Genomic DNA, 23,237 nt, shown 5'->3' on the forward strand with positions numbered 1-23,237 from the left:
GGAGCTATTCTTCACAAAAAGGCTCCATAGATGCATTAGTGTTTTACACTCTATAGAAATTATAGAGCCGAAAAATCTAGGAAATCATCGCTTTTTTCATAAAAAAATGGTATAATGAAGGGTATGAAATATCACGACTATATATGGGATTTAGGTGGTACCCTATTGGATAATTATGAGTCTTCTACAGCAACCTTTGTAGAAACCTTAGCCCAATATGGAATAGAGCAAGAACACGACCGTGTCTACGAAGCTTTGAAGGTTTCGACAGCTTTTGCCATCGAGAAGTTTGCACCAAATATCGAGGGGTTTTTAGAGAACTACAAAGAAAATGAAGCGCGTGAGCTAGAGCATCCAGTTTTGTTTGAGGGAATTCCAGAATTACTCAAAGATATTTCGGACAAGGGTGGTCGCCATTTCTTGGTTTCTCATCGAAATGACCAAGTGCTAGAACTTCTTGCTAAGACCCAGATAGCGAACTACTTCACCGAGGTGGTGACTGCCAGTTCTGGCTTTAAACGAAAACCAGATCCTGAGTCCATGATTTATTTACGTGATAAATATCATATTACATCTGGTTTGGTCATTGGTGACAGAAATATTGATGTAGAAGCAGGTAAAGCTGCTGGCTTAGATGCCTATCTTTTTAATAACGTTGCGACATTGAGACAAGCAATAGACATGTAAGAAAAGGGAAAAAATGACAGAAGAAATCAAAAATCAACAGGCACAGGATTATGATGCCAGTCAAATTCAAGTTTTGGAGGGACTTGAAGCTGTTCGTATGCGTCCAGGTATGTATATTGGATCGACTTCAAAAGAAGGTCTTCACCATCTAGTATGGGAAATCGTTGATAACTCAATTGACGAAGCCCTAGCTGGGTTTGCTAGCCACATCCAAGTCTTTATAGAGCCTGATAATTCCATCACCGTAGTGGATGATGGGCGTGGAATTCCTGTTGATATTCAGGAAAAAACAGGGCGTCCCGCTGTTGAGACCGTCTTTACAGTTCTTCACGCTGGAGGAAAATTCGGCGGTGGCGGATACAAGGTTTCAGGTGGATTGCACGGTGTAGGTTCATCAGTAGTAAACGCTCTTTCAACTCAACTAGATGTTCATGTCCATAAAAACGGTAAGATTCATTACCAAGAATACCGTCGTGGTCATGTTGTTGCTGATCTTGAGGTGGTTGGAGATACAGATAAAACTGGAACAACAGTTCACTTCACACCAGATCCAGAGATTTTTACAGAAACAACAACTTTTGACTTTGAAAAATTAAACAAACGTATTCAAGAACTAGCCTTTTTGAACCGAGGTCTTCAAATCTCCATCACAGATAAGCGTGAAGGTCTCGAACAGACTAAACATTACCACTATGAGGGTGGTATTGCTAGCTACGTTGAATATATCAATGAGAACAAGGATGTTATCTTTGATACACCAATCTACACAGACGGTGAGATGGATGATATCACAGTTGAAGTAGCCATGCAGTACACAACCGGTTACCACGAAAACGTCATGAGTTTCGCCAATAACATTCACACCCATGAAGGTGGTACGCATGAGCAAGGTTTCCGTACAGCGCTGACACGTGTTATCAATGATTATGCCCGCAAGAATAAACTGCTAAAAGACAATGAAGATAACCTGACAGGAGAAGATGTTCGTGAAGGTTTGACAGCTGTTATCTCTGTCAAGCACCCTAATCCGCAGTTTGAAGGCCAAACCAAGACTAAATTGGGAAATAGCGAAGTAGTCAAGATTACCAATCGCCTCTTCAGCGATGCCTTCTCTGATTTCCTCATGGAAAATCCACAGATTGCTAAGCGTATCGTGGAAAAAGGAATCTTGGCTGCCAAGGCTCGTGTAGCTGCCAAGCGTGCGCGTGAAGTCACACGCAAGAAATCTGGTTTGGAAATTTCCAATCTTCCTGGAAAACTAGCAGACTGTTCTTCGAACAACCCAGCTGAAGCCGAACTCTTCATCGTCGAAGGAGACTCAGCTGGTGGATCAGCCAAATCTGGTCGTAACCGTGAGTTTCAGGCTATCCTCCCAATTCGTGGTAAAATCTTGAACGTTGAAAAAGCTAGCATGGATAAAATCCTTGCAAACGAAGAAATTCGAAGCCTTTTCACAGCCATGGGAACAGGATTTGGTGCAGAATTTGATGTCACTAAGGCTCGTTACCAAAAACTCGTTTTGATGACCGATGCCGATGTTGATGGAGCCCACATTCGAACTCTCTTGCTAACCTTGATTTATCGCTATATGAAACCAATCTTAGAGGCTGGTTATGTTTACATTGCCCAACCACCGATTTATGGGGTTAAAGTTGGAAGTGAGATCAAAGAATACATTCAACCTGGTGCAGATCAAGAAATTAAACTCCAAGAAGCCTTAGCACGTCACAGTGAAGGGCGTTCAAAACCAACGATCCAACGTTATAAAGGTTTGGGAGAAATGGATGACCACCAATTGTGGGAAACAACCATGGATCCTGAACATCGCTTGATGGCGCGTGTTTCGGTAGATGATGCTGCCGAAGCAGATAAGATCTTTGATATGTTGATGGGAGATCGAGTAGAACCTCGTCGCGAATTTATCGAAGAAAACGCTGTTTACAGTACACTTGACGTCTAAAAAATGTGGGAAATAGTTCCCTTGGTTTAAAAAATATGATATAATCATTACGATTGTTTCTAGTATAAAAGGAGTTTGATATGTCTAATGGACAACTAATTTATCTAATGGTTGCGATTGCAGTCATTCTGATCTTAGCTTATGTAACAGCTATCTTTTTACGTAAGCGTAATGTAAGCAGATTAACGGCCCTTGAAGAAAGAAAAGAAGAACTCTACAACCTTCCTGTAAATGATGAGGTTGAAGCCGTTAAAAACATGCACTTGATTGGTCAAAGCCAGGTGACCTTCCGTGAATGGAACCAAAAATGGGTTGATTTATCTCTGAACTCATTTGCTGATATTGAAAATCACCTATTTGAAGCTGAAAGCTACAATAATTCTTTCCGTTTCTTTAAGGCAACGCACAAACTTGATCAAATTGAGAGCCAAATCGGCTTGATTGAAGAAGATATTGCTACTATTCGCAATGCCCTTTCTGAACTTGAAAAACAAGAATCTAAGAATAGTGGCCGTGTCCTTCATGCCTTGGACTTGTTTGAATCCCTTCAACATACCGTTGCAGAAGATTCGGAGAAATATGGGAAGGCCCTTCCTGAGATTGAGAAACAATTGGAAAACATTCAATCAGAATTCTCTCAATTTGTTACTCTAAATTCATCAGGTGACCCAGTTGAAGCCGCAGCAATTCTTGATTCAACTGAAAATCATATTCTCGCTTTGACACACATCGTTGAGCGAATTCCAGCTCTTGTTGAAACCTTGACAAAAGAATTGCCAGACCAATTGGCAGATTTGGAAGAAGGCTATCGCAAGCTTTTGGATGCTAACTATCACTTTACAGAAACAGATATTGAGTCTCGTTTCCAACTTTTGCATGAGTCTTTGAAAAATAATCAAGAAAATATTCGTCAGTTGGAATTGGACAATGCAGAGTATGAAAATAATCGCATCCAAGAAGAAATCAACGCACTTTATGATATCTTCACTCGTGAAATTGCAGCTCAAAAAGTGGTTGAAAGTCTTCTTGCTACATTACCAACTTATCTTAACCACTTGAAAGAAAATAATCAGGTGCTTGTTCAAGACCTTGAACGCTTGACTAAAACCTACCTTCTTCCTGAAAGTGATGGTAATCATGTTCGTCGTCTTCAAGCAGAATTGGCTGCACTTGATACGGCAATCATGGAAGTGACAGAGGATCAAGGTGAGTCAACACAAGCCTACTCTGCTCTTGAAGAACAGTTGGAAATGCTTCAAAGCAACCTCAAGGATATAGAGGATGAGCAAATCTCTGTTAGCGAACGACTTGCGCAAATTGAAAAAGACGATCTCAATGCTCGCCAAAAAGCAAATGTCTATGTGAACCGTTTGCATACTATCAAACGTTACATGGAGAAGAGAAACTTGCCAGGTATTCCTCAAAGTTTCTTGAAACTTTTCTTTACTGCAAGTCATAACACAGAAGATTTGATGGCAGAGTTAGAACAACCACAAGTGAATATTGAATCGGTTAAACGAATTCTTGAAATTGCAACAAATGATATGGAAGCACTTGAAACAGAAACCTATGATATTGTTCAATATGCAACCTTGACAGAGCAACTCTTGCAATACTCAAATCGTTACCGTTCATTTGATGAGCGTATCCAAGAGGCCTTCAACGAAGCGCTTGAAATTTTTGAAAAAGAGTTTGACTACAAGGCATCATTTGAAAAAATTTCACAAGCCTTGGAAGTTGCTGAACCTGGGGTTACAAACCGTTTTGTCACTTCATATGAGAAAACACGTGAAGCGATTCGTTTTTAAAAATAGAAGCTTAGAAGATTTCTAAGCTTTTTTATTTTCCTAAAAAAAGACAGAATCCCTGTTTATCATTGAAATAATAGCCTCGATTTGATATGATGGAAATATGAAAAAAAATAGAGCGAAACGTGTTTCTCACGATAAAACGAGAAGGATATTGCTTTCCCTTGTTGGAATCTTAGGAATTGCTACGATTCTATTAGGGAGTGCTATTGGTTATAAGCTACTACAAAAGCAATCTTACGAACAAAAAATAGAAGCGCTAAAGAGCGAAAAGGACCAGCAATTCAACTCAGGTAGTCAGAAGGACCATTTCCGAAAAGGTCAAGCTGAGGTGATTGCCTACTACCCTCTGCAAGGAGAGGAAGTTATTGCGTCTATTAGAGAAAAAATCAACCAGGATATCAAAGAAAAGCTGGAAGATAAAGAGGATTTGGTCTTTTATTATACTGAGCAGTTGGATCCTGTCTTAAAGGGAGTTGTTGCTCGTAATGTCAGCAAGCAAGTCTACGATTTGTCTGCATCAAAGGTTGAAGAAAAAGAAAAGACTTCTTTAGGGAAAATTTTCTTGACTGAAGATGGGAAAGATTTTGACCTCAGTAAACTTTTCAAAGATGCAAGTAAGGCTAAGGAACTCTTGCTGAGTCAAATCAAATCAACTCTAGAAGATAAGAAACTTGACCAGGCAAAAATTGATCAAGTTATAAAGAGCTTCACAGACCAAGAATTGACATCTTGGAGCTTTGATTATAAGGATAGTCAAATCATCCTTTATCCTGCTAATCCAGGGGAGACTGTTGAGGAAATTGCTTTGCCAATATCTAGTTTCTTTGATGTCATTGAGTCCTCTTATCTATTAGAAAAGGATGCTGAACTTTACCAAGCATACTTTGCTAAGAAAAATAAAAAAGTTGTAGCCTTGACCTTTGACGATGGTCCAAATCCAACTACAACCACGCAGGCTTTGGATACTTTAGCTAAATATGGTGTAAAAGCAACCTTCTTTGTACTTGGTAAAAACATTGCAGGTAATGAAAATCTTCTAAAACGAATGAAATCAGAAGGTCATGTTGTAGGAAACCACAGCTGGAGTCATCCCGTTCTTTCACAACTTTCGCTCGAAGATGCTAAAAAACAAATCACTGATACAGAAGATTTGTTAACTCAAGTTTTAGGATCAAGCTCTAAACTGATGCGCCCACCTTATGGTGCTATCACTGATGATATTCGAAATGGCCTTGATTTAAGCTTCATCATGTGGGATGTGGATAGTTTGGACTGGAAGAGTAAAAATGAGACAGCCATTTTGACAGAGATTCAACGTCAGGTTCGCAATGGTTCCATCATCCTCATGCATGATATCCATGGTCCTTCTGTTAATTCTCTACCAAGTGTTATTGAGTATTTAAAGGGTGAAGGGTATACATTTGTGACCGTTCCTGAATTGCTCAATTCTCGCTTGAAAGCTCACGAGATCTATTACGATCGTGATCAATAATTGTTAAAATCTAAAGGGGCAAGTGTTCTGATAATCAGGATTTTGTTTCTTTAGATTTTCTTCACATAGAAAGGAAAAACGATGAAATCTTACAACCTTAATAATGGAGTTTCAATTCCTGTACTAGGATTTGGAACATGGAAAGCTGAAAATGGAGAGGTAGCCTACCAAGCCGTTTTAGAAGCCTTAAAGGCTGGCTATCGTCATATTGATACTGCAGCTATCTATAAAAATGAGGAGAGCGTTGGACGTGCTATTCGAGATAGCGGTATTCCAAGACAAGAAATTTTTGTAACGACCAAACTCTGGAATACTAATCACAGCTATGATGAAGCTCGCCAAGCATTTGAAGAATCAATGGAAAAACTGGGATTGGATTATCTAGATTTGTACCTTATCCATTGGCCAAATCCAAAACCTTTAAGAGAAAATGACGAATGGAAAACTCGCAATGCTGAAGTCTGGAGAGCGATGGAGGACCTTTACCAAGAAGGCAAAATCCGTGCTATCGGCGTTAGTAATTTCCTTCCCCATCATTTGGATGCCTTGCTTGAGACAGCAAGAGTCATCCCAGCGGTCAATCAGGTGCGCTTGGCACCAGGAGTTTATCAAGAGGAAGTGGTTGACTACTGTAGAGAGAAAGGAATTCTCTTAGAGGCTTGGGGACCTTTTGGCCAAGGAGAGTTGTTTGAACAGAAAGAAGTCCAAGAAATTGCTGATAAGCATGGGAAATCAGTGGCTCAAATCGCCTTGGCTTGGAGTTTGGCAGAAGGTTTCTTACCTCTACCTAAGTCCGTAACAGCCTCTCGCATCCAGAGCAATCTCGACTGTTTTGGGATTGAACTCAGCAGAGACGAGCGAGAAGTCTTAAAGACAATTTCAGTGACTTCGGGTGCACCTCGTGTGGATGAGATGGATTTTTAGTTTGTAAAATCTATTTATACCGAAATAACAAAGACTAGGAATTTTAAATCCTAGTCTTTTTGTGTATAAAAAATCTAAATTGTTTGTATAATGAAATAATTTTATGGATTGAAATATAGGAACGAATTTAGAAAGTATTGGTTTGATAGAACAAATAACACGAATGATAAAATTAAATAAACAAAATATATACGTAAATATTACATTTTTGTGACAATTCAGATTTTTATGAAAATTTATGATTATTTGCGTTATAATAGGTATACTTTAAAGAAAAAGGAGATTATTTATGAATAGACGACAACGTTTTTCATTAAGGAAATACAAATTTGGTCTTGCTTCAGTTTTATTGGGAACTGCATTGGTTTTTGGAGCAAGTCAAGTCAGTGCCAATGAGCAGAGTACAGGTGAAAATCAAGCTCAAACTCAGGAAATTAAGACAGAGCTAAAAGACGATAAACACTCAAACTCTGCGACTGACCAAACCAATACTAATGGGATTGCACCAGTAGTTGGAGAGAAACAAGAAGCTGAAACTTCTAAAGAGGATGCTAGTAAACAAGATGCTAAGGTAGAAGCTCCGGTTGATAAAACTGCTGAAACCCAAGAATCAGGAAAAGATAGCGCAGTTGCAAATGAAGAGAATCAAGGTGTCGTCCAAAAAGAAACAACAGTCGCTACCAGTACAGCGCCTGCTACTGAGAAGGCTTCTAACATAGAGAACAAAGAGGCTCAAGCAACGACAGCTCCTAAAACTACTGGAGAAACAGCAACTACTGAAAAAGAACAAGAAAAAGCTGAGTCTGCAAAACCCAATAGTCTTTCAAGCAATGATATCATCACAGTACCGAAAACTTGGAAGGCTGGTTACAAGGGGACAGGTACCGTTGTTGCCATTATTGACTCAGGGCTTGATTTGAATCATGAGGTTCTTCGAATTTCAGACCCGTCAAAAGCAAAATTTAAAAACAAGGAAGCTATCGAAGCAGCTAAAAAGGCTGCTGGAATCGATTACGGTAAATGGTATAGCGATAAGGTTGTCTATGCCTATGACTACTTTGACGGAACAGATAAGATCAAAGAAGCAGAAAGAACTTCTCATGGGATGCACGTAACAGGGATTGCGGCTGGAAACCCTGATAAAGAAGCACCAAATGGTGAAAAGGTCTATGGTGTTGCGCCAGAAGCCCAAGTCATGTTTATGCGTGTCTTTTCAGATCGCCAAAAAACGACCAGTTCAGCCCTTTATGTAAAGGCGATTGATGATGCAGTTGCCTTAGGAGCAGATGTCATTAATATGAGTTTGGGATCTAGCACTGGTTCTATGGTGGATGCTGGTTCCGATATCGTGGATGCCATCAAACGGGCTCGTGCCAAGGGAGTATCTGTTCTTATCTCAGCAGGAAATAGCAATACATTCGGAAATGGTTATTCAAAACCACTAGCCGAAAACCCAGACTATGGCTTGGTTGGAAATCCATCCACTGTTGAAGACTCAATTTCAGTTGCTTCTGTCAACAACAAAACATTGACAACAGCGGTTTTTGAAGTTAAAGGTCTAGAGGGAAATGCCGGCCTTCATAACGGAAAATTTGATTATAGTCAACCTGAAGCAGATAAGGACTTTGAAAAAGGAAAAGAGTACGAATACGTCGAAGCAGGGTTAGGTCGTGAAGAAGACTTTGCGAAGTTGGATTTAACTGGGAAACTTGCCCTCATTCAGCGTGGAGCTATGAATTTTTCAGAGAAGATCAAAAATGCACGAAAACACGGTGCAGTTGGTGCTTTGATCTACAATAATGTAGAAGGTGCAAACATCAATATGTCTATTGATGATGAAGCAAAGAAAATTCCTTCTGTATTTATTTCTAAACAGTATGGTGAAGCCTTAAAATCAGGAAACTACAAGATTGTTTTTAATGGTAAGATGGATAATCGTCCTTCTGATGTAGCCAATCAGCTATCTGACTTTTCAAGTTGGGGAGTGACTACCGATGGACAATTGAAACCAGACGTGACAGCTCCTGGCGGCAATATTTACTCATCCTTTAATGACAATACCTACGGTAGTATCAGCGGAACCAGTATGGCGGCTCCTCACGTTACGGGTGTTGCAGTTCTGGTTAAGGAATACCTTCAAAAACACCATCCAGAATTGACTCCTGAGCAAGTATCAGAGACTGTCAAGGCCTTGATCATGTCAACTGCAAAACCACATGTTAATAAGGACACAGGCACTTATACCTCTCCTCGTCAGCAAGGTTCTGGTATTGTGGATACAGCTGCTGCAGTGTCAACAGACCTCTATGTAACGGGTGAAAATGGTTATCCAAGTGTGACTTTGGGAAATATTGGAGATCAATTTACTTTCAAGGTTACTGTACACAATATTTCAGATACTGACCGTACTCTCAAGATGGTGGTGAATACCAATACAGACGAAGTTCAAGATGGAAAATTCACCCTTCGACCTCGAAAACTAACAGAGACAGTCTGGCCTGAAGTGACGGTCAAAGCCCACAGCAGTCAAACAGTTACTGTTAAAGTAGATGCTCGAAAATTTGCTGCTGAACTCAGCAAACAAATGCCAAATGGCTATTTCCTTGAAGGGTTTGTTCGCTTTGTAGATCCAGCAGATGATGGGGATGTTGTGAGTCTTGCATTTATGGGCTTCCGAGGTGAATTCCAAAATCTCCCCGCTGTTGAAAAACCAATTTACAATCTTGTCCGAGAAGGGAAAAATGGATTTTACACGGAAGTAGACAAGGAAAATCCTGCCGTTAACTACTCTAATGATGCCACCTATCTAGCCACCTTGCAAAATGACCTTCTAGTTTCCAAAGGTCAACGCCAAGGACGCCGAATTACCGTTCTTGGAATCGAACAAAATGCTGAAGGTAAGCATGTTCTTCAGTTAGACGAAAAAGGGAATGTCCGTATTGCTATTTCTCCAAACGATGATGGAAACAAAGACCTAGTTGAATATAAAACGGTTGCTTTGAGAAATCTTGTAAATCTTAGGGCTACAGTTTATGCGGCTACGGATACTAAGCATGAACATCCTATTTGGGAGGGCGATGCAAAGGATCTTCGTAAGAATTATTTTGATGGTGACAGTAGAAATCTGAAGAGTTATATTCTAGATAATACTGCTTGGAGAGGCCAGGATTTTGATGGGAATACTGTTGCGGATGGTTTATATGACTATGTTATCAGTTATACACCAGACGTTCCAGGAGCCAAAGAACAATACACGACCTTTAAAATTCAAATTGATACTCAAAAACCTGTCATCACAAGTGGTTATATTCGCTTTAAAGATGGAAACCAAGAATTCGTAGCTCGCAAACCAAAAGATGTGGGTCAAGGTGGTATTCTTTCAGAAAAAGTCTTCTACCTCACACCATTTGACCAGAAAGGGACCATGGTTCTAACTGGAAAAGACCAGTCTGGAACTCGTGCGCTTGAGAACACCCATCTGATCAAAGCCAATGCTGATGGTAGTTATACACTTCCTAAGGATGTTGACAAGGCTAATATTTACTATCTTGTTGAGGACTATGCAGGAAATGTAGATTATATCTCACTTGCTGAACTTGTACGCGATCAAAATAGTGGTCGAGTGAAAATTGCCTTGAAGGATGCGAAAACAAACCAAGATATTGATACCCTCTACGTCTATCGAATCAAAAATAGCAAGGGACAATATGTTGATGTTGACAAGACAAAAGCGATTCATTTCTTACAGTTTGGTCATTATACAGCAGAAATTTTCAGTTATGATCGAACAGAATTGAAATTTATCAGTGCCTTGTCCCAAGAGTTTGACTTGACGGAAGAAAATAGTTTCCAAACCATTACCTTCCTAGCAAATCTCCTAGAATATGCACCTGTGTCTGTTTCCTTCAATCAAGCAGTTCCAAAGACGACTACTGTGGTTCTGAAAGGGGAAGATGGGACAAGTATCACTCTTCCTGCTGAAAAATACGGTCAATACGCCTTTGGTAAGAAAGTTGCTACAGGTCGTTATACTGTACAAGTCACCTTGCCAACTGGATATGAACTCCTTGAAGATCTCGTTTCCTTGCTCGTTCAGCCGGGTCGAAATAATGCTTTGCGTCTATCTATTGTGTCTAAGTTGGCCTTGCTTGCTGCGGTAAATCAACAAAAAGAACTGGTAGAAACGTCTCGTTACTTTAATAGTAGTGCAGATAAGAGAAAAGCTTATGACCAAGCTTTCCAAGTGGCGCGGTCAGCCTTGTCAAGCAAGTTGAAACAAGAATTGATTGATGGCGTTCTCGCTAGTCTTGAGGCTGCTGGTAAAGCTTTGAATGGAAAAGATTCGAACGTGGCTGCCTTGAAAGAAGCTATGAAAGCTTACTACGCAATGACTAAAACTGGACGTTATGCTAATGCCAAGGAAAAAGTACGTCGAGCTTATGATCGTGCCTTCCAAGAAATTGCCTTACTAGCTGTAGATCCTAAAGTCAAACAGGATCAAATTGACCAATCTCTCATTGCCCTAGCAACAGCTAAAAGTAAACTAAATGGCAAAGCTACAGACTTCTCTAGTCTAAAGAAACTGGTCAAAGATGAACGCCTTTTCCAAGAAAAGAATGCGAGATTTATCTATGCTGACAAGAAAGAAAAAGCAGCTTATCTTTTAGCCTTTAAAGAAGCTCAGGAACTTTTAAATGATCCAGGAGCGAGCCAAGAAGATGTTAAAGATGCCATTACAGCATTGAAACAAGCCAAGAGAAATCTACATGGCAAAAAACCAAAAGCAAGAAGACATCCTTAAACAGGAGTTTCTGAAGCTTTACTATTAAATGAGTCTGGAACATTATTTTCAGACTCATTTTTGGTTTACACTAGCTAGAAAATTTGTTATAATACTAGCTAGGAAAGAAAGTCTTATGGCGTTCTTCAAGCGAGCTTGGGATAGTGGGAGCCAAGTAGGGCAAGGTAAGAAACTGGCGCTTTCTGTAGTATTTTAAAAAATAATGAAGTAATAAATTAGGGTGGAACCGCGTTTCAGACGCCCCTAGTCGCAAGGCTTGGGTGTTGAAATTCGGTTCTTTTTGAATTTCCTCTAATGCCTAAGTAGAAAGGAGCATAATGCTTAAAGGATCTTGTTTATGCAAAGCAGTGACCTACACTTTAGATGAGGAATTGTCGGAATTAGTTTTTTGCCACTGCTCATTCTGTCGGAAAGCAACTGCATCTGCCTATACAGTGAATGCCAAAGTTAGTAGTAAAAACCTAGTATTGCATGGAAAAGAACAGTTGGTTACCTATAGTTCATCTCCAGGGAAACAACGCTATTACTGCCAGAACTGTCATAGTCAAATTTTCACTGCTCAAGAAAATATACCAGAAGTCTGTGCTTTGAAATTAGGTACAATAGACGAATGCGATCAGAATTTACAAACTGTGCCCAAACGTCATATTTTTCAGGACCCAGCTTTTTCTTGGTTGCTTGATGAATAAATCTAAAAAGATAATATAAATTAAAGGAGTAAATAATGTCTAAAAAATTAACTTTCCAACAAATCATTCTTATTTTGCAACATTACTGGAATGACCAGGGTTGTATGCTTATGCAGGCTTATGATAATGAAAAAGGTGCGGGAACAATGAGTCCTTACACTTTCCTTCGTGCTATCGGACCTGAGCCATGGAATGCGGCTTATGTAGAGCCATCACGTCGTCCTGCTGACGGTCGTTACGGGGAAAACCCTAACCGCCTTTACCAACACCACCAATTCCAAGTGGTTATGAAGCCTTCTCCATCAAATATCCAAGAACTGTATCTTGAATCTTTAGAAAAATTGGGAATCAATCCGTTGGAGCACGATATTCGTTTCGTTGAGGACAACTGGGAAAACCCATCAACTGGTTCAGCTGGTCTTGGTTGGGAAGTTTGGCTTGATGGGATGGAAATCACTCAGTTCACTTATTTCCAACAAGTTGGTGGATTGGAAACTGGTCCTGTGACTGCGGAAGTTACCTATGGTTTGGAGCGTTTGGCTTCTTACATCCAAGAAGTAGACTCTGTCTATGATATCGAGTGGGCTCCAGGTGTTAAATATGGAGAAATATTCCTTCAACCAGAATATGAGCACTCAAAATACAGCTTTGAAGTTTCTGACCAAGATATGCTTCTTGAAAACTTCGAAAAATTTGAAAAAGAAGCAGGACGTGCATTAGAACTAGGCCTTGTTCACCCAGCCTATGACTATGTTTTGAAATGTTCACATACCTTTAACTTGCTTGACGCGCGTGGTGCCGTATCCGTAACGGAGCGCGCTGGCTATATCGCTCGTATCCGTAACCTGGCCCGTGTCGTAGCCAAAACCTTTGTCGCAGAACGTAAACGCCTAGGCTACCCACTTCTGGATGAAGCAACACGAGCTAAACTCCTAGCAGAAGACGCAGAATAGTAAGTAATACTGTGCTCTAAAATCGTTAAAGACAAGTCGAAGACTTGCTAGAGGGATATGCACCGCCGTACTGTTATGTGGGGATTTTTGAAACCTTGGGTTCAAAAATCAGTCAGCTAAATCCACTTTGATGAGACTGTTGGAAATCGTAGTTTATTTGGTGTAAGATTTCCTTGCAGACTCACAAAAGTTAGTTAGCGACGTCCCCAGTACCTAAGGTGCATATCAAAAAAGATTGAAGAAAATGTAAAGGAAAAAACATGACAAAAAACTTATTAGTAGAACTCGGTCTTGAAGAGTTACCAGCCTACGTAGTAACTCCAAGTGAAAAACAACTAGGTGAAAAAATGGCAGCCTTCCTCAAGGAAAACCGCCTGTCTTTTGAAGCCATTCAAACCTTCTCAACACCACGCCGTTTGGCTGTTCGTGTGACTGGTCTTGCAGACAAACAGTCTGATTTGACCGAAGATTTCAAGGGTCCAGCAAAGAAAATTGCCTTGGATAGTGATGGAAACTTCACCAAAGCAGCTCAAGGATTTGTCCGTGGGAAAGGCTTGACAGTTGAAGATATTGAATTCCGTGAAATCAAGGGTGAAGAATATGTCTATGTTACCAAGGAAGAAGTGGGTCAAGCAGTTGAAACCATAGTACCAGGTGTTGTAGATGTCTTGAAGTCACTAACTTTCCCTGTCAGCATGCACTGGGCTAACAACGCTTTTGAATATATCCGCCCTGTACACACTTTGACAGTTCTTTTAGATGAAGAAGAATTTGACTTGGATTTCCTTGATATCAAGGGCGGTCGTGTGAGTCGTGGCCATCGTTTCTTGGGGCAAGAAACTAAGATTCAGTCAGCATTGAGCTACGAAGAAGATCTTCGTAAGCAGTTTGTAATCGCGGATCCTCGTGAACGTGAGCAAATGATTGTTGACCAAATAAAGGCAATCGAAGCTGAACATGGTGTACGTATCGAAATTGATGCTGATTTGCTCAATGAAGTCTTGAACTTGGTTGAATACCCAACTGCCTTTATGGGAAGTTTTGATGCAAAATACCTTGAAGTTCCAGAAGAAGTCTTGGTGACTTCGATGAAAGAACACCAACGTTACTTCGTTGTCCGAGATCAAGATGGAAAACTCTTGCCAAACTTTATTTCTGTTCGTAACGGAAATGCAGAGCATTTGGAAAATGTCATCAAGGGTAACGAAAAAGTTTTAGTTGCCCGTTTGGAAGACGGAGAATTCTTCTGGCGTGAAGACCAAAAATTGGTCATTTCTGACCTTGTCGAAAAATTGAACCATGTGACCTTCCACGAAAAGATTGGTTCTCTTCGTGAACACATGATTCGTACGGGGCAGATTGCCATTCTCTTGGCAGAAAAAGCAGGTTTGTCAGTGGATGAAACAGTTGACCTAGCTCGTGCAGCAGCTATTTACAAGTTTGACTTGTTGACGGGTATGGTTGGTGAGTTTGATGAACTTCAAGGAATTATGGGTGAGAAATATGCCCTCCTTGCTGGGGAAACTCCAGCAGTTGCGGCTGCTATTCGTGAACACTACATGCCTACATCAGCCGAAGGAGAACTTCCAGAGAGTAAGGTAGGAGCCATTCTAGCCATTGCAGACAAATTGGATACGATTTTGAGTTTCTTCTCAGTAGGTTTGATTCCATCAGGTTCTAACGACCCTTATGCCCTTCGTCGTGCGACGCAAGGTGTGGTTCGTATCTTGGATGCTTTTGGTTGGCACATTGCTATGGATGAGCTGATCGATAGCCTTTATGCTTTGAAATTCGACAGCTTAACTTATGAAAATAAAGCAGAGGTCATGGACTTTATCAAGGCTCGTGTTGATAAGATGATGGGTTCTACTCCAAAAGATATCAAGGAAGCAGTCCTTGCAAGTTCAAACTTTGTTGTGGCAGATATGCTAGAAGCAGCAAGTGCTCTTGTCGAAGCAAGCAAGAAAGAAGATTTCAAATCGTCTGTCGAATCCCTATCACGTGCTTTCAACTTAGCTGAAAAAGCCGAAGGAACTGATACTGTTGATCCTGCTCTCTTTGAGAATGAAGAAGAGAAAGCCTTGGCAGAAGCCGTAGAATCACTCGTCTTGTCAGGAACTGCAAGTCAGCAATTAGAACAACTCTTTGCGCTTAGCCCAGTTATTGATGCTTTCTTTGAAAATACCATGGTAATGGCTGAAGATCAGACTGTTCGACAAAATCGTTTGGCTATCTTGTCGCAATTAACCAAGAAAGCAGCTAAACTTGCACGTTTCAACCAAATCAATACCAAATAAACTCAGTCAAACGGACTGTATCTTATCACAAAGGAGAAGAAATGGATCCGAAAAAAATCGCTCGCATCAACGAGCTTGCCAAAAAGAAAAAAACAGAAGGCTTAACTTCTGCTGAAAAAGTGGAACAAGCTAAACTTCGTGAGGAGTACATCGAAGGCTATCGTCGTTCTGTTCGTCACCACATTGAAGGAATCAAAATTGTGGACGAGGAAGGCAATGACGTTACACCAGAAAAACTACGTCAAGTACAACGTGAAAAAGGTTTGCACGGCCGTAGTCTTGATGATCCAAATTCATAAAATTCAAGGGTTTTGTAGATGATATACAAAACCCTTTTTTGATAACAACAAAAAAGAAGGAGCCACTAGGCTCCTTTTTGGTTTCTTAGTTGCTTGCGCCAGATGTAGCGTCAGCGTCACCACCGTGGCCTCCAGCATCACCTGAATCAGAAGCGCCAGAAGTAGCATCGGCGTCTCCATGACCTCCAGCTGCAGGAGCAAATGGTCCGCTACCACCCACCAAACGTTGACCAGTCTCTTTTAGGTACCAGTCAAGCCATGGTTGGAAGTTAAAGACGATTTCATTGATTCCAGCGTATGATCCATCAGGATAGTACATTGCTTGGTAGTTGTGGGTGTTGATGACACCTGCAGGAGAACCTGGAACAATCGTACGAACGTATTCTTGGTTTCCGTTGCGAAGTGTTCCGATAACCCACTCTACGTTCTTCATACGTGCTGGTGGGAGGGATCCATGAACAGTCGACATACGGCTACCTGATTGAGGTGGTACACGTTTAGCAAACATGGTGTCTGGATCTTGGTGAGCGTTGTTGTAGTATAGGAATTGGTTGTTGTCGTCAGCGTATGTCAATTCAAATGGCATAGCTTTCAAGAACATATCGATTTGGTTAACGGTCAAGATACCGTGGTCCAATTTGACATAGGTATCACCAGAAACAGCGCCAGTGATTGCTGCAACTTTTTCTACCCATTCTGGATCGTCAGGATCAACTTCTGTGATGGTTGTAGCAATTGGTTTTCCACAATCCAAGTCTTCTGGTTCGATTGGTTTTGGTTTTTTCAATTTCGAAACGACTCCTACGTATTTTACAAAGTTATCTAAGCAAGTTTCAAGGAATTTAACAGTTCCTTCGTTAGTGATATTTCCGTTGTTATCAAAAGCTTCCTTAGCTTTACCAAGAAGGAATTCGTTACCTGGAAGCGTGTAGGCATTGACACCTGGAGCATCAAGGATTTTACGAAGGTGAACTTGGGCACGTGATGTTCCTTGGTCATAGTATGATGCACCCACAATCATAACAGGCTTGTTTTCAAATGGATGAACTTCGTATGAAAGCCATTCAAGTACAGATTTGAGAGAAGCTGAGATAGTGTGGTTGTGCTCAGGAGTAGCGATAATGACACCATCAGCACGTGTAATCTTGTTATACAAGAAACGCAATTGGAAGCTTTCGTCCCATTTTTCGTCTTGGTTAAACATTGGAACTTCGTCAATTTCAAGGACTTCTAATTCAAATTTGAATTTGAAATTGCGACGAATAAATTCCAAGAGTTTGTGGTTATATGATTGATCGTAGTTTGATCCAACAAGTCCAACAAATTTCATTCTTTCAGTCTCCTATCTTACAAATTTTCCCAGTCAAATTCTTCAGCATCTTTGCGAAGCAATTCTTGTGCATTGCGCAATTTTTCAGTAATTTTCACAAAGATACGGAAGTCATCAAAGATGGCATCCAATTTCTTGATGACGTCAAGGTCAACCAAGTCACCACTTGGGTTAAATGCTTGAAGAGAGTGTGAGAGCAAGAATTCATCTGGTAGAACATTTGCCTTGATTTCAGGAGCGTTCAAGATTTGACGAAGCTGCAATTGGGCACGAGATGAACCAAGTGTACCGTAAGAAGCACCAGTGATCATGATTGGTTTGTTCAAAAGTGGGTAGATACCGTAAGATAGCCAAGCAAGAGCGCTCATCAAAACCGCAGGGATAGAGTGGTCGTACTCAGGAGTACCGATAATCACACCATCAGCTTCTTCAATTTTAGCTGCAATCTCAAGAATTTCAGCTGGAAGTTGCTTATCTGCTGGTTTGTTGAAAACAGGGATATCCTTGATTTCAACGAGTTCAATTTCAGCTTTATCAGCAAAGTGTTTTTGCATGTATTGGAGCAATTGGCGGTTTGTAGAACGTTTAGAGTTCGTTCCAACAATGGCAATAAGTTTTAGCATGAGATTTCCTTTCTCTTTTTACATAATACAATTTTGAAGGCCTGAAGAACATGCAAGGCGTCCCTCTTTGTCGATGAGGATGGCTTCAATTCCATCTATACTTTCGACTTGCCAGAGGATAGAAGCGCTTCGTTCTCCGAAAAGGCGCGTTGTCCATATCTCACCATCAACGGATTTATCAGAGATAATCGTTAGGCTAGCAAGATCGGTTTCGACAGGAAATCCTGTCTCACTATCAAAGATATGGTGATAGTCTTTTCCATCTACTGTCAGGTGGCGTTCATAGATACCTGAAGTGACAACGGATTTGTTAGAAGCAGGGATAGTTAGGAGATGATTGCCACGAGGATTTCTCGGATCTTGAATCCCAATCTGCCAGGCTTTCCCTTCTTTGGCTTGGTTATTCCCGATGGTGAGGATATTTCCTCCGAGATTAATCAGGGCAGAGGTGACACCGTGTTCTTTCAAATACTGGGCAACCTTATCTGCACTATAGCCCTTGGCTAAACAACCTAAATCAAGCTTCATTCCTTTCTTCTCTAAAAAGACAGTAGAGCTAGTCGAATCCAACTTGATAAAATGCGGGTCAACTAGTGGCAAGACAGCTTCGATTTCTTTAGAGTCTGGAAGCCGTGCATCTGCAAATCCGATTCGCCAGGTTTGAATCAAGGGGCCAATGCTGATATTGAGATGGCTAGATGGAGCTAGGCTATGCTCTAACCCAAGAGCAATCAGCTCAAATAGGTCAGGATGAACCTTAACAGGTGCGATTCCAGCCTGGTAGTTGATTTCCATTAGTTCGGATTCTTGACTATTGGCGTTGAAGCGGTATTCGAGCTCCTTGAGCAAATCAAAGGCTCCTTGAAGTAGGCAATCAGCCTGTTCATCTACTAATGAAATCGTGATAGTTGTTCCCATTAGCCGTTCAGAACGTGAATGAAGAGGCAAGCTACCAGCTCCTTTCTCTTTATAGGAAATCATTCAATATAAGGTCGTTAAAGAAAAATTAAACCCCTTACATTTTCTTTCCATGTATCTAGCATATCATAAAGTCAGCGTTTTCACAAATGAATTTTGACAAAAAGTCAAGAAATATGCTCAAAATTAATATGAAAACGATAGAAAAATTAGATTCATCAATGTTAAGTGTATTTTTTTCTGAAAAAAAGAGAATTCTGAGCAAATATCTTGTAAACGCTAACAGTAAATGATATACTAGGAAGGTAAATCAAAAATTAAAGGTAGGAATTTTTCTATGAGTAAAATCGTTGTAGTTGGTGCTAACCACGCTGGTACAGCTTGTATTAATACGATGTTGGACAACTTCGGACATGAGAACGAAATCGTAGTATTTGACCAAAACTCAAATATTTCATTCCTTGGTTGTGGAATGGCGCTTTGGATCGGGGAACAAATTGACGGCCCAGAAGGTCTCTTCTACTCTGATAAAGAAAAATTGGAAGCAAAAGGTGCTAAAGTTTACATGAACTCACCAGTTCTTTCAATTGACTACGATAATAAAGTTGTGACTGCAGAAGTTGAAGGAAAAGAGCACAAAGAGTCTTATGATAAATTGATCTTTGCAACTGGTTCAACTCCAATCTTGCCTCCAATCGAAGGTGTTGAAATCGTTAAGGGTAACCGCGAATTCAAAGCAACTCTTGAAAATGTACAATTTGTTAAATTGTACCAAAACGCTGAAGAAGTTATTGAAAAACTTGAAGACCAGAGTAAACACCTTGAGCGCATTGCTGTTGTTGGTGGTGGTTACATCGGTGTAGAACTTGCTGAAGCCTTTGAGCGTCTTGGAAAAGAAGTAGTACTTGTAGATATCGTAGATACTGTCTTGAACGGCTACTATGACAAAGACTTTACACAAATGATGGCGAAAAACTTGGAAGACCACAACATCCGTTTGGCACTTGGTCAAACAGTTAAAGCAATCCAAGGTGATGGTAAAGTTGAACGCTTGGTAACAGACAAAGAAACATTTGATGTAGATATGGTGGTTCTTGCTGTTGGTTTCCGTCCAAACACAGCTCTTGCTGACGGTAAGATTGAACTCTTCCGCAACGGTGCCTTCCTTGTAGATAAGAAACAAGAAACATCTATCCCAGGTGTATACGCTGTTGGTGACTGTGCAACTGTTTATGACAATGCTCGTAAAGATACAAGCTACATCGCTCTTGCATCTAACGCTGTACGTACTGGTATCGTTGGTGCTTATAATGCTTGTGGTCATGAATTGGAAGGAATCGGTGTACAAGGATCAAACGGTATCTCTATCTACGGTCTTCACATGGTCTCGACTGGTTTGACTCTTGAAAAAGCCAAAGCTGCAGGCTATAATGCAACTGAAACTGGCTTTAACGATCTTCAAAAACCAGAATTTATCAAACATGACAACCACGAAGTTGCCATCAAGATTGTCTTTGACAAAGACAGTCGCGAAATTCTTGGTGCACAAATGGTTTCACATGATGCTGCTATCAGTATGGGAATCCACATGTTCTCACTTGCTATCCAAGAGCATGTAACCATTGATAAATTGGCCTTGACAGACCTATTCTTCTTGCCACATTTCAACAAACCATACAACTACATTACAATGGCTGCACTTACAGCTGAAAAATAAAAATTGACGATCTATCTGGCCTTAAGTTAAGGTCAGATAGTTTTTTATGTTTCTGTACCCGGACAATTATTGATTTTCTATCTTGTACTTCATTCTAATCTGCCTTAAAATGAAATGGTAGCTACCAATACAGATGATGAGGATTAAGAAATGACTGAAAATCGTAATGAACTAAATAAAAACTTGGCACAGATGCTCAAAGGTGGGGTTATCATGGACGTTCAGAACCCTGAACAGGCTCGTATCGCAGAGGCTGCTGGTGCGGCTGCTGTTATGGCCTTGGAACGGATTCCAGCTGATATTCGTGCAGCTGGTGGAGTTTCTCGTATGAGCGATCCAAAGATGATTAAGGAAATCCAAGAAGCGGTCAGCATTCCAGTGATGGCCAAGGTCAGAATCGGGCATTTTGTTGAAGCTCAGATTTTAGAGGCTATTGAGATTGACTATATCGATGAGAGTGAAGTGCTGTCTCCAGCTGATGACCGTTTCCATGTGGACAAGAAAGAATTCCAAGTTCCTTTTGTCTGTGGGGCTAAGGACTTGGGTGAAGCCTTGCGTCGTATCGCTGAGGGAGCTTCCATGATTCGTACAAAAGGGGAACCAGGAACAGGAGATATCGTTCAGGCGGTTCGTCATATGCGTATGATGAATCAAGAAATCCGCCGTATTCAAAATCTTCGCGAAGATGAACTTTATGTGGCTGCCAAGGACTTGCAAGTCCCTGTAGAATTGGTCCAATACGTTCATGAACATGGAAAATTGCCAGTTGTAAACTTCGCAGCTGGAGGTGTTGCAACACCAGCAGATGCTGCGCTGATGATGCAATTGGGGGCAGAGGGTGTCTTTGTCGGTTCAGGTATTTTCAAGTCAGGCGACCCTGTTAAACGAGCAAGTGCTATTGTTAAGGCTGTAACCAACTACCAAAATCCTCAAATTCTGGCTCAAATCTCTGAAGACCTAGGGGAAGCTATGGTTGGTATCAATGAGAGTGAAATTCAAATTCTCATGGCAGAGCGAGGGAAATAGATGAAAATCGGAATATTAGCCTTGCAAGGCGCCTTTGCAGAACATGCAAAAGTGATAGAAAAGTTAGGTGTTGTTAGTGTCGAAATAAGAAATTTAGATGATTTTCAACAACATCAGAGTGACTTGGTGGGTTTGATATTACCTGGCGGTGAGTCTACAACCATGGGCAAGCTCTTGCGCGACCAGAACATGCTGCTTCCCATCCGAGAAGCCATTCTATCTGGATTACCCGTCTTTGGAACTTGTGCGGGCTTAATCTTGCTAGCTAAGGAAATCACTTCTCAGGAAGAAAGTCATCTAGCCACTATGGATATAGTAGTAGAGCGTAATGCCTATGGGCGCCAACTAGGAAGCTTCTATACAGAGGCAGAATGTAAGGGAGTTGGTCAGATTCCCATGACCTTTATCCGTGGACCGATTATCAGTAGTGTTGGAGAGGGTGTAGAAATTCTAGCAACAGTTGATGATCAAATCGTTGCTGCGCAAGAAAAAAATATGCTGGTAACTTCTTTTCATCCAGAATTGACAGATGATGTTGGCTTGCACCAGTACTTTATCAATATGTGTAAAGAAAAAAGTTGAGAAAAGATTCTCAACTTTTTACATGTAATAAACAATGGCGATGTATTGGAGTGCAGATGCCGCTAAGATAAAGAGATGCCAGATCATGTGGAAATAAGGTTTTTTCTTAGCGTAAAATCCAGCTCCAACTGTATAACAAAGTCCACCAGTTACCATGAGACTCCAGAAAATTGGTGTTGTTTGACTGATAATGGCAGGAATGATAGCCAGAACCAACCAGCCCATGATCAGGTAAAGGGCAAGGCTGAATTTCTCATTGACCTTTTTAGCAAAGATTTTATAAAGGATGCCAAAGATGGTCGTTCCCCACTGAATGGCAATAATCAGATAGCCAAACCAGTTATTCATCAAAGTCAATACGACCGGCGTATAAGAGCCAGCGATAGCCACATAAATCATAGAATGGTCGATGATTCGCAAGACGTATTTGTGGGTCGAACCATAGGCCATAGAGTGGTAAATGGTTGACGAGAGGAACATGAGAAAGAGACTGATAACAAAGATTGAAACACCAAAAGATGATAAAAATCCATGTGCTTCATAACTATAGGTGGATGAAATAGGGAGTAGGATGAGCATGATAATTGCACCCACAGCATGGGTCACACTATTAGCAATTTCCTCTCCAAAACTGAGTTTTTTACTGAGTTTTAGACTGGTATTCATTGGATTTCCTCCTCTTCTTTGATAAGGATTAAGTCTAGAGTTTGATGATAGAGTTTAACCGTTTGACAGCTGGTTTGGATAATAGGATTTTCTGGATCAATCCCATGGTTCATGTAGTCCACAAAAGCATCGTAGAGCTGGTCTGAGCTCGCTTGAGTTTGTAGAGTATTCAGTGTTTGAGCGATTTCTTGGATCGAAAAGACAGACTTTAGAGTGGTGATGGCAATCAAACGTGCAATCTGTTTGCGTTGGTATTTTTTCTTGTCTGGCTTTGTCAGGTAACCATGTTTGACATAGTTATTGACCATGGATGCTGTTAGCCCCTTGTCCTTATCTGGAGAGATAGGGGCGCAGACTTGATTGACATAAAGTAAAACCTGATCCAGATAGAGGTCAATGTTTGGAATGTCTTCCCATTTTGGGTAGGAAAAGTTAGAATTCATTTCCAACTCCTTTTTATCT

18 protein-coding genes are annotated in these 23,237 nt (G+C 40.7%); 13 read left to right on the forward strand and 5 right to left on the reverse strand.

Annotated features, from left to right (window positions below; translation table 11 throughout):
* The first annotated feature begins 123 nt into the window (after positions 1-123).
* The 10 genes from O3652_RS00775 to O3652_RS00820 all read left to right on the forward strand — a co-directional run bounded on the left by O3652_RS00775 (position 124) and on the right by O3652_RS00820 (position 15,913).
* Positions 124-687: an HAD-IA family hydrolase gene (locus O3652_RS00775; protein ID WP_371589985.1), complete on the forward strand. Its 564-nt coding sequence runs from the start codon at positions 124-126 to the stop codon at positions 685-687.
* 13 nt (positions 688-700) lie between these two features.
* A complete protein-coding gene (gene gyrB, locus O3652_RS00780) occupies positions 701-2,647 on the forward strand; it encodes a DNA topoisomerase (ATP-hydrolyzing) subunit B (protein ID WP_371589986.1) in 1,947 nt (648 codons plus the stop codon).
* 80 nt (positions 2,648-2,727) lie between these two features.
* The gene (gene ezrA / locus O3652_RS00785) at positions 2,728-4,455 is read left to right on the forward strand and encodes a septation ring formation regulator EzrA (RefSeq protein ID WP_371589987.1); all 1,728 of its coding nucleotides are present in this window, start codon (positions 2,728-2,730) and stop codon (positions 4,453-4,455) included.
* Between the two features lie 103 nt (positions 4,456-4,558).
* Positions 4,559-5,950 (forward strand): peptidoglycan-N-acetylglucosamine deacetylase PgdA, encoded by a 1,392-nt coding sequence (pgdA, locus tag O3652_RS00790; protein WP_371589988.1) that lies wholly within the window; start codon positions 4,559-4,561, stop codon positions 5,948-5,950.
* An 81-nt stretch (positions 5,951-6,031) separates the two neighbouring features.
* A complete protein-coding gene (locus tag O3652_RS00795; RefSeq protein WP_049484615.1) occupies positions 6,032-6,874 on the forward strand; it encodes an aldo/keto reductase in 843 nt (280 codons plus the stop codon).
* Between the two features lie 289 nt (positions 6,875-7,163).
* The gene (locus tag O3652_RS00800; RefSeq protein WP_371589989.1) at positions 7,164-11,675 is read left to right on the forward strand and encodes a S8 family serine peptidase; all 4,512 of its coding nucleotides are present in this window, start codon (positions 7,164-7,166) and stop codon (positions 11,673-11,675) included.
* Positions 11,676-11,992: 317 nt separating this feature from the next.
* Entirely contained in the window at positions 11,993-12,364 is a 372-nt protein-coding gene (locus tag O3652_RS00805) for a GFA family protein (protein WP_000912017.1), read from the forward strand.
* Positions 12,365-12,399: 35 nt separating this feature from the next.
* Positions 12,400-13,317: a glycine--tRNA ligase subunit alpha gene (gene glyQ / locus O3652_RS00810; RefSeq protein ID WP_125413547.1), complete on the forward strand. Its 918-nt coding sequence runs from the start codon at positions 12,400-12,402 to the stop codon at positions 13,315-13,317.
* A 260-nt stretch (positions 13,318-13,577) separates the two neighbouring features.
* Entirely contained in the window at positions 13,578-15,614 is a 2,037-nt protein-coding gene (glyS, locus tag O3652_RS00815; RefSeq protein WP_125413548.1) for a glycine--tRNA ligase subunit beta, read from the forward strand.
* A 41-nt stretch (positions 15,615-15,655) separates the two neighbouring features.
* Positions 15,656-15,913: a DUF896 family protein gene (locus O3652_RS00820; RefSeq protein WP_000371291.1), complete on the forward strand. Its 258-nt coding sequence runs from the start codon at positions 15,656-15,658 to the stop codon at positions 15,911-15,913.
* An 85-nt stretch (positions 15,914-15,998) separates the two neighbouring features.
* Here O3652_RS00820 and O3652_RS00825 read toward each other — a convergent pair whose 3' ends face one another.
* Genes O3652_RS00825 through O3652_RS00835 form a run of 3 tightly spaced genes read right to left on the reverse strand, consistent with a single transcriptional unit; the run spans position 15,999 to position 18,814 of the window.
* Entirely contained in the window at positions 15,999-17,243 is a 1,245-nt protein-coding gene (locus O3652_RS00825) for an NAD(P)H-dependent oxidoreductase (protein WP_371589990.1), read from the reverse strand.
* Between the two features lie 17 nt (positions 17,244-17,260).
* Positions 17,261-17,866, reverse strand: coding sequence for an NADPH-dependent FMN reductase (locus tag O3652_RS00830; RefSeq protein WP_000915935.1), 606 nt, complete (start codon positions 17,864-17,866; stop codon positions 17,261-17,263).
* 18 nt (positions 17,867-17,884) lie between these two features.
* The gene (locus tag O3652_RS00835; RefSeq protein ID WP_125413549.1) at positions 17,885-18,814 is read right to left on the reverse strand and encodes an FAD:protein FMN transferase; all 930 of its coding nucleotides are present in this window, start codon (positions 18,812-18,814) and stop codon (positions 17,885-17,887) included.
* 307 nt (positions 18,815-19,121) lie between these two features.
* Here O3652_RS00835 and nox point away from each other — a divergent pair, with 307 nt between their 5' ends.
* The 3 genes from nox to pdxT all read left to right on the forward strand — a co-directional run bounded on the left by nox (position 19,122) and on the right by pdxT (position 22,109).
* Complete coding sequence (nox, locus tag O3652_RS00840; RefSeq protein WP_125413550.1) at positions 19,122-20,501, forward strand: H2O-forming NADH oxidase; 1,380 nt, start codon at positions 19,122-19,124, stop codon at positions 20,499-20,501.
* 150 nt (positions 20,502-20,651) lie between these two features.
* Entirely contained in the window at positions 20,652-21,527 is an 876-nt protein-coding gene (gene pdxS, locus O3652_RS00845; RefSeq protein ID WP_125413551.1) for a pyridoxal 5'-phosphate synthase lyase subunit PdxS, read from the forward strand.
* Complete coding sequence (pdxT, locus tag O3652_RS00850) at positions 21,528-22,109, forward strand: pyridoxal 5'-phosphate synthase glutaminase subunit PdxT (RefSeq protein WP_125413552.1); 582 nt, start codon at positions 21,528-21,530, stop codon at positions 22,107-22,109.
* A gap of 18 nt (positions 22,110-22,127) precedes the next feature.
* Here the strand turns inward: pdxT and O3652_RS00855 are convergent, their stop codons facing one another.
* Positions 22,128-22,775 carry a hemolysin III family protein gene (locus tag O3652_RS00855; protein ID WP_125413553.1) on the reverse strand — a complete coding sequence of 216 codons (648 nt, stop codon included), beginning with the start codon at positions 22,773-22,775 and terminating at the stop codon, positions 22,128-22,130.
* Positions 22,772-23,218 carry a DUF1836 domain-containing protein gene (locus O3652_RS00860; protein WP_001087578.1) on the reverse strand — a complete coding sequence of 149 codons (447 nt, stop codon included), beginning with the start codon at positions 23,216-23,218 and terminating at the stop codon, positions 22,772-22,774. Before O3652_RS00860 ends, O3652_RS00855 begins: the two co-directional genes overlap by 4 nt.
* Positions 23,219-23,237: the final 19 nt, after the last annotated feature.

The organism is Streptococcus sp. 27098_8_23, assembly GCF_041432195.1.
GTDB lineage: Bacteria > Bacillota > Bacilli > Lactobacillales > Streptococcaceae > Streptococcus.

What these genes read in the sequence shown, in the direction of transcription:
- O3652_RS00800 (WP_371589989.1), top strand. Translation starts at nt 7,164, where the DNA reads ATGAATAGACGACAACGTTTTTCATTAAGGAAATACAAATTTGGTCTT.
- ezrA (WP_371589987.1), top strand. Translation starts at nt 2,728, where the DNA reads ATGTCTAATGGACAACTAATTTATCTAATGGTTGCGATTGCAGTCATT.
- O3652_RS00820 (WP_000371291.1), top strand. Translation starts at nt 15,656, where the DNA reads ATGGATCCGAAAAAAATCGCTCGCATCAACGAGCTTGCCAAAAAGAAA.
- O3652_RS00805 (WP_000912017.1), top strand. Translation starts at nt 11,993, where the DNA reads ATGCTTAAAGGATCTTGTTTATGCAAAGCAGTGACCTACACTTTAGAT.
- pdxS (WP_125413551.1), top strand. Translation starts at nt 20,652, where the DNA reads ATGACTGAAAATCGTAATGAACTAAATAAAAACTTGGCACAGATGCTC.
- O3652_RS00830 (WP_000915935.1), bottom strand. Translation starts at nt 17,866, where the DNA reads ATGCTAAAACTTATTGCCATTGTTGGAACGAACTCTAAACGTTCTACA.
- O3652_RS00795 (WP_049484615.1), top strand. Translation starts at nt 6,032, where the DNA reads ATGAAATCTTACAACCTTAATAATGGAGTTTCAATTCCTGTACTAGGA.
- pdxT (WP_125413552.1), top strand. Translation starts at nt 21,528, where the DNA reads ATGAAAATCGGAATATTAGCCTTGCAAGGCGCCTTTGCAGAACATGCA.
- glyQ (WP_125413547.1), top strand. Translation starts at nt 12,400, where the DNA reads ATGTCTAAAAAATTAACTTTCCAACAAATCATTCTTATTTTGCAACAT.
- O3652_RS00860 (WP_001087578.1), bottom strand. Translation starts at nt 23,218, where the DNA reads ATGAATTCTAACTTTTCCTACCCAAAATGGGAAGACATTCCAAACATT.
- gyrB (WP_371589986.1), top strand. Translation starts at nt 701, where the DNA reads ATGACAGAAGAAATCAAAAATCAACAGGCACAGGATTATGATGCCAGT.
- O3652_RS00825 (WP_371589990.1), bottom strand. Translation starts at nt 17,243, where the DNA reads ATGAAATTTGTTGGACTTGTTGGATCAAACTACGATCAATCATATAAC.
- glyS (WP_125413548.1), top strand. Translation starts at nt 13,578, where the DNA reads ATGACAAAAAACTTATTAGTAGAACTCGGTCTTGAAGAGTTACCAGCC.
- O3652_RS00775 (WP_371589985.1), top strand. Translation starts at nt 124, where the DNA reads ATGAAATATCACGACTATATATGGGATTTAGGTGGTACCCTATTGGAT.
- O3652_RS00855 (WP_125413553.1), bottom strand. Translation starts at nt 22,775, where the DNA reads ATGAATACCAGTCTAAAACTCAGTAAAAAACTCAGTTTTGGAGAGGAA.
- nox (WP_125413550.1), top strand. Translation starts at nt 19,122, where the DNA reads ATGAGTAAAATCGTTGTAGTTGGTGCTAACCACGCTGGTACAGCTTGT.
- pgdA (WP_371589988.1), top strand. Translation starts at nt 4,559, where the DNA reads ATGAAAAAAAATAGAGCGAAACGTGTTTCTCACGATAAAACGAGAAGG.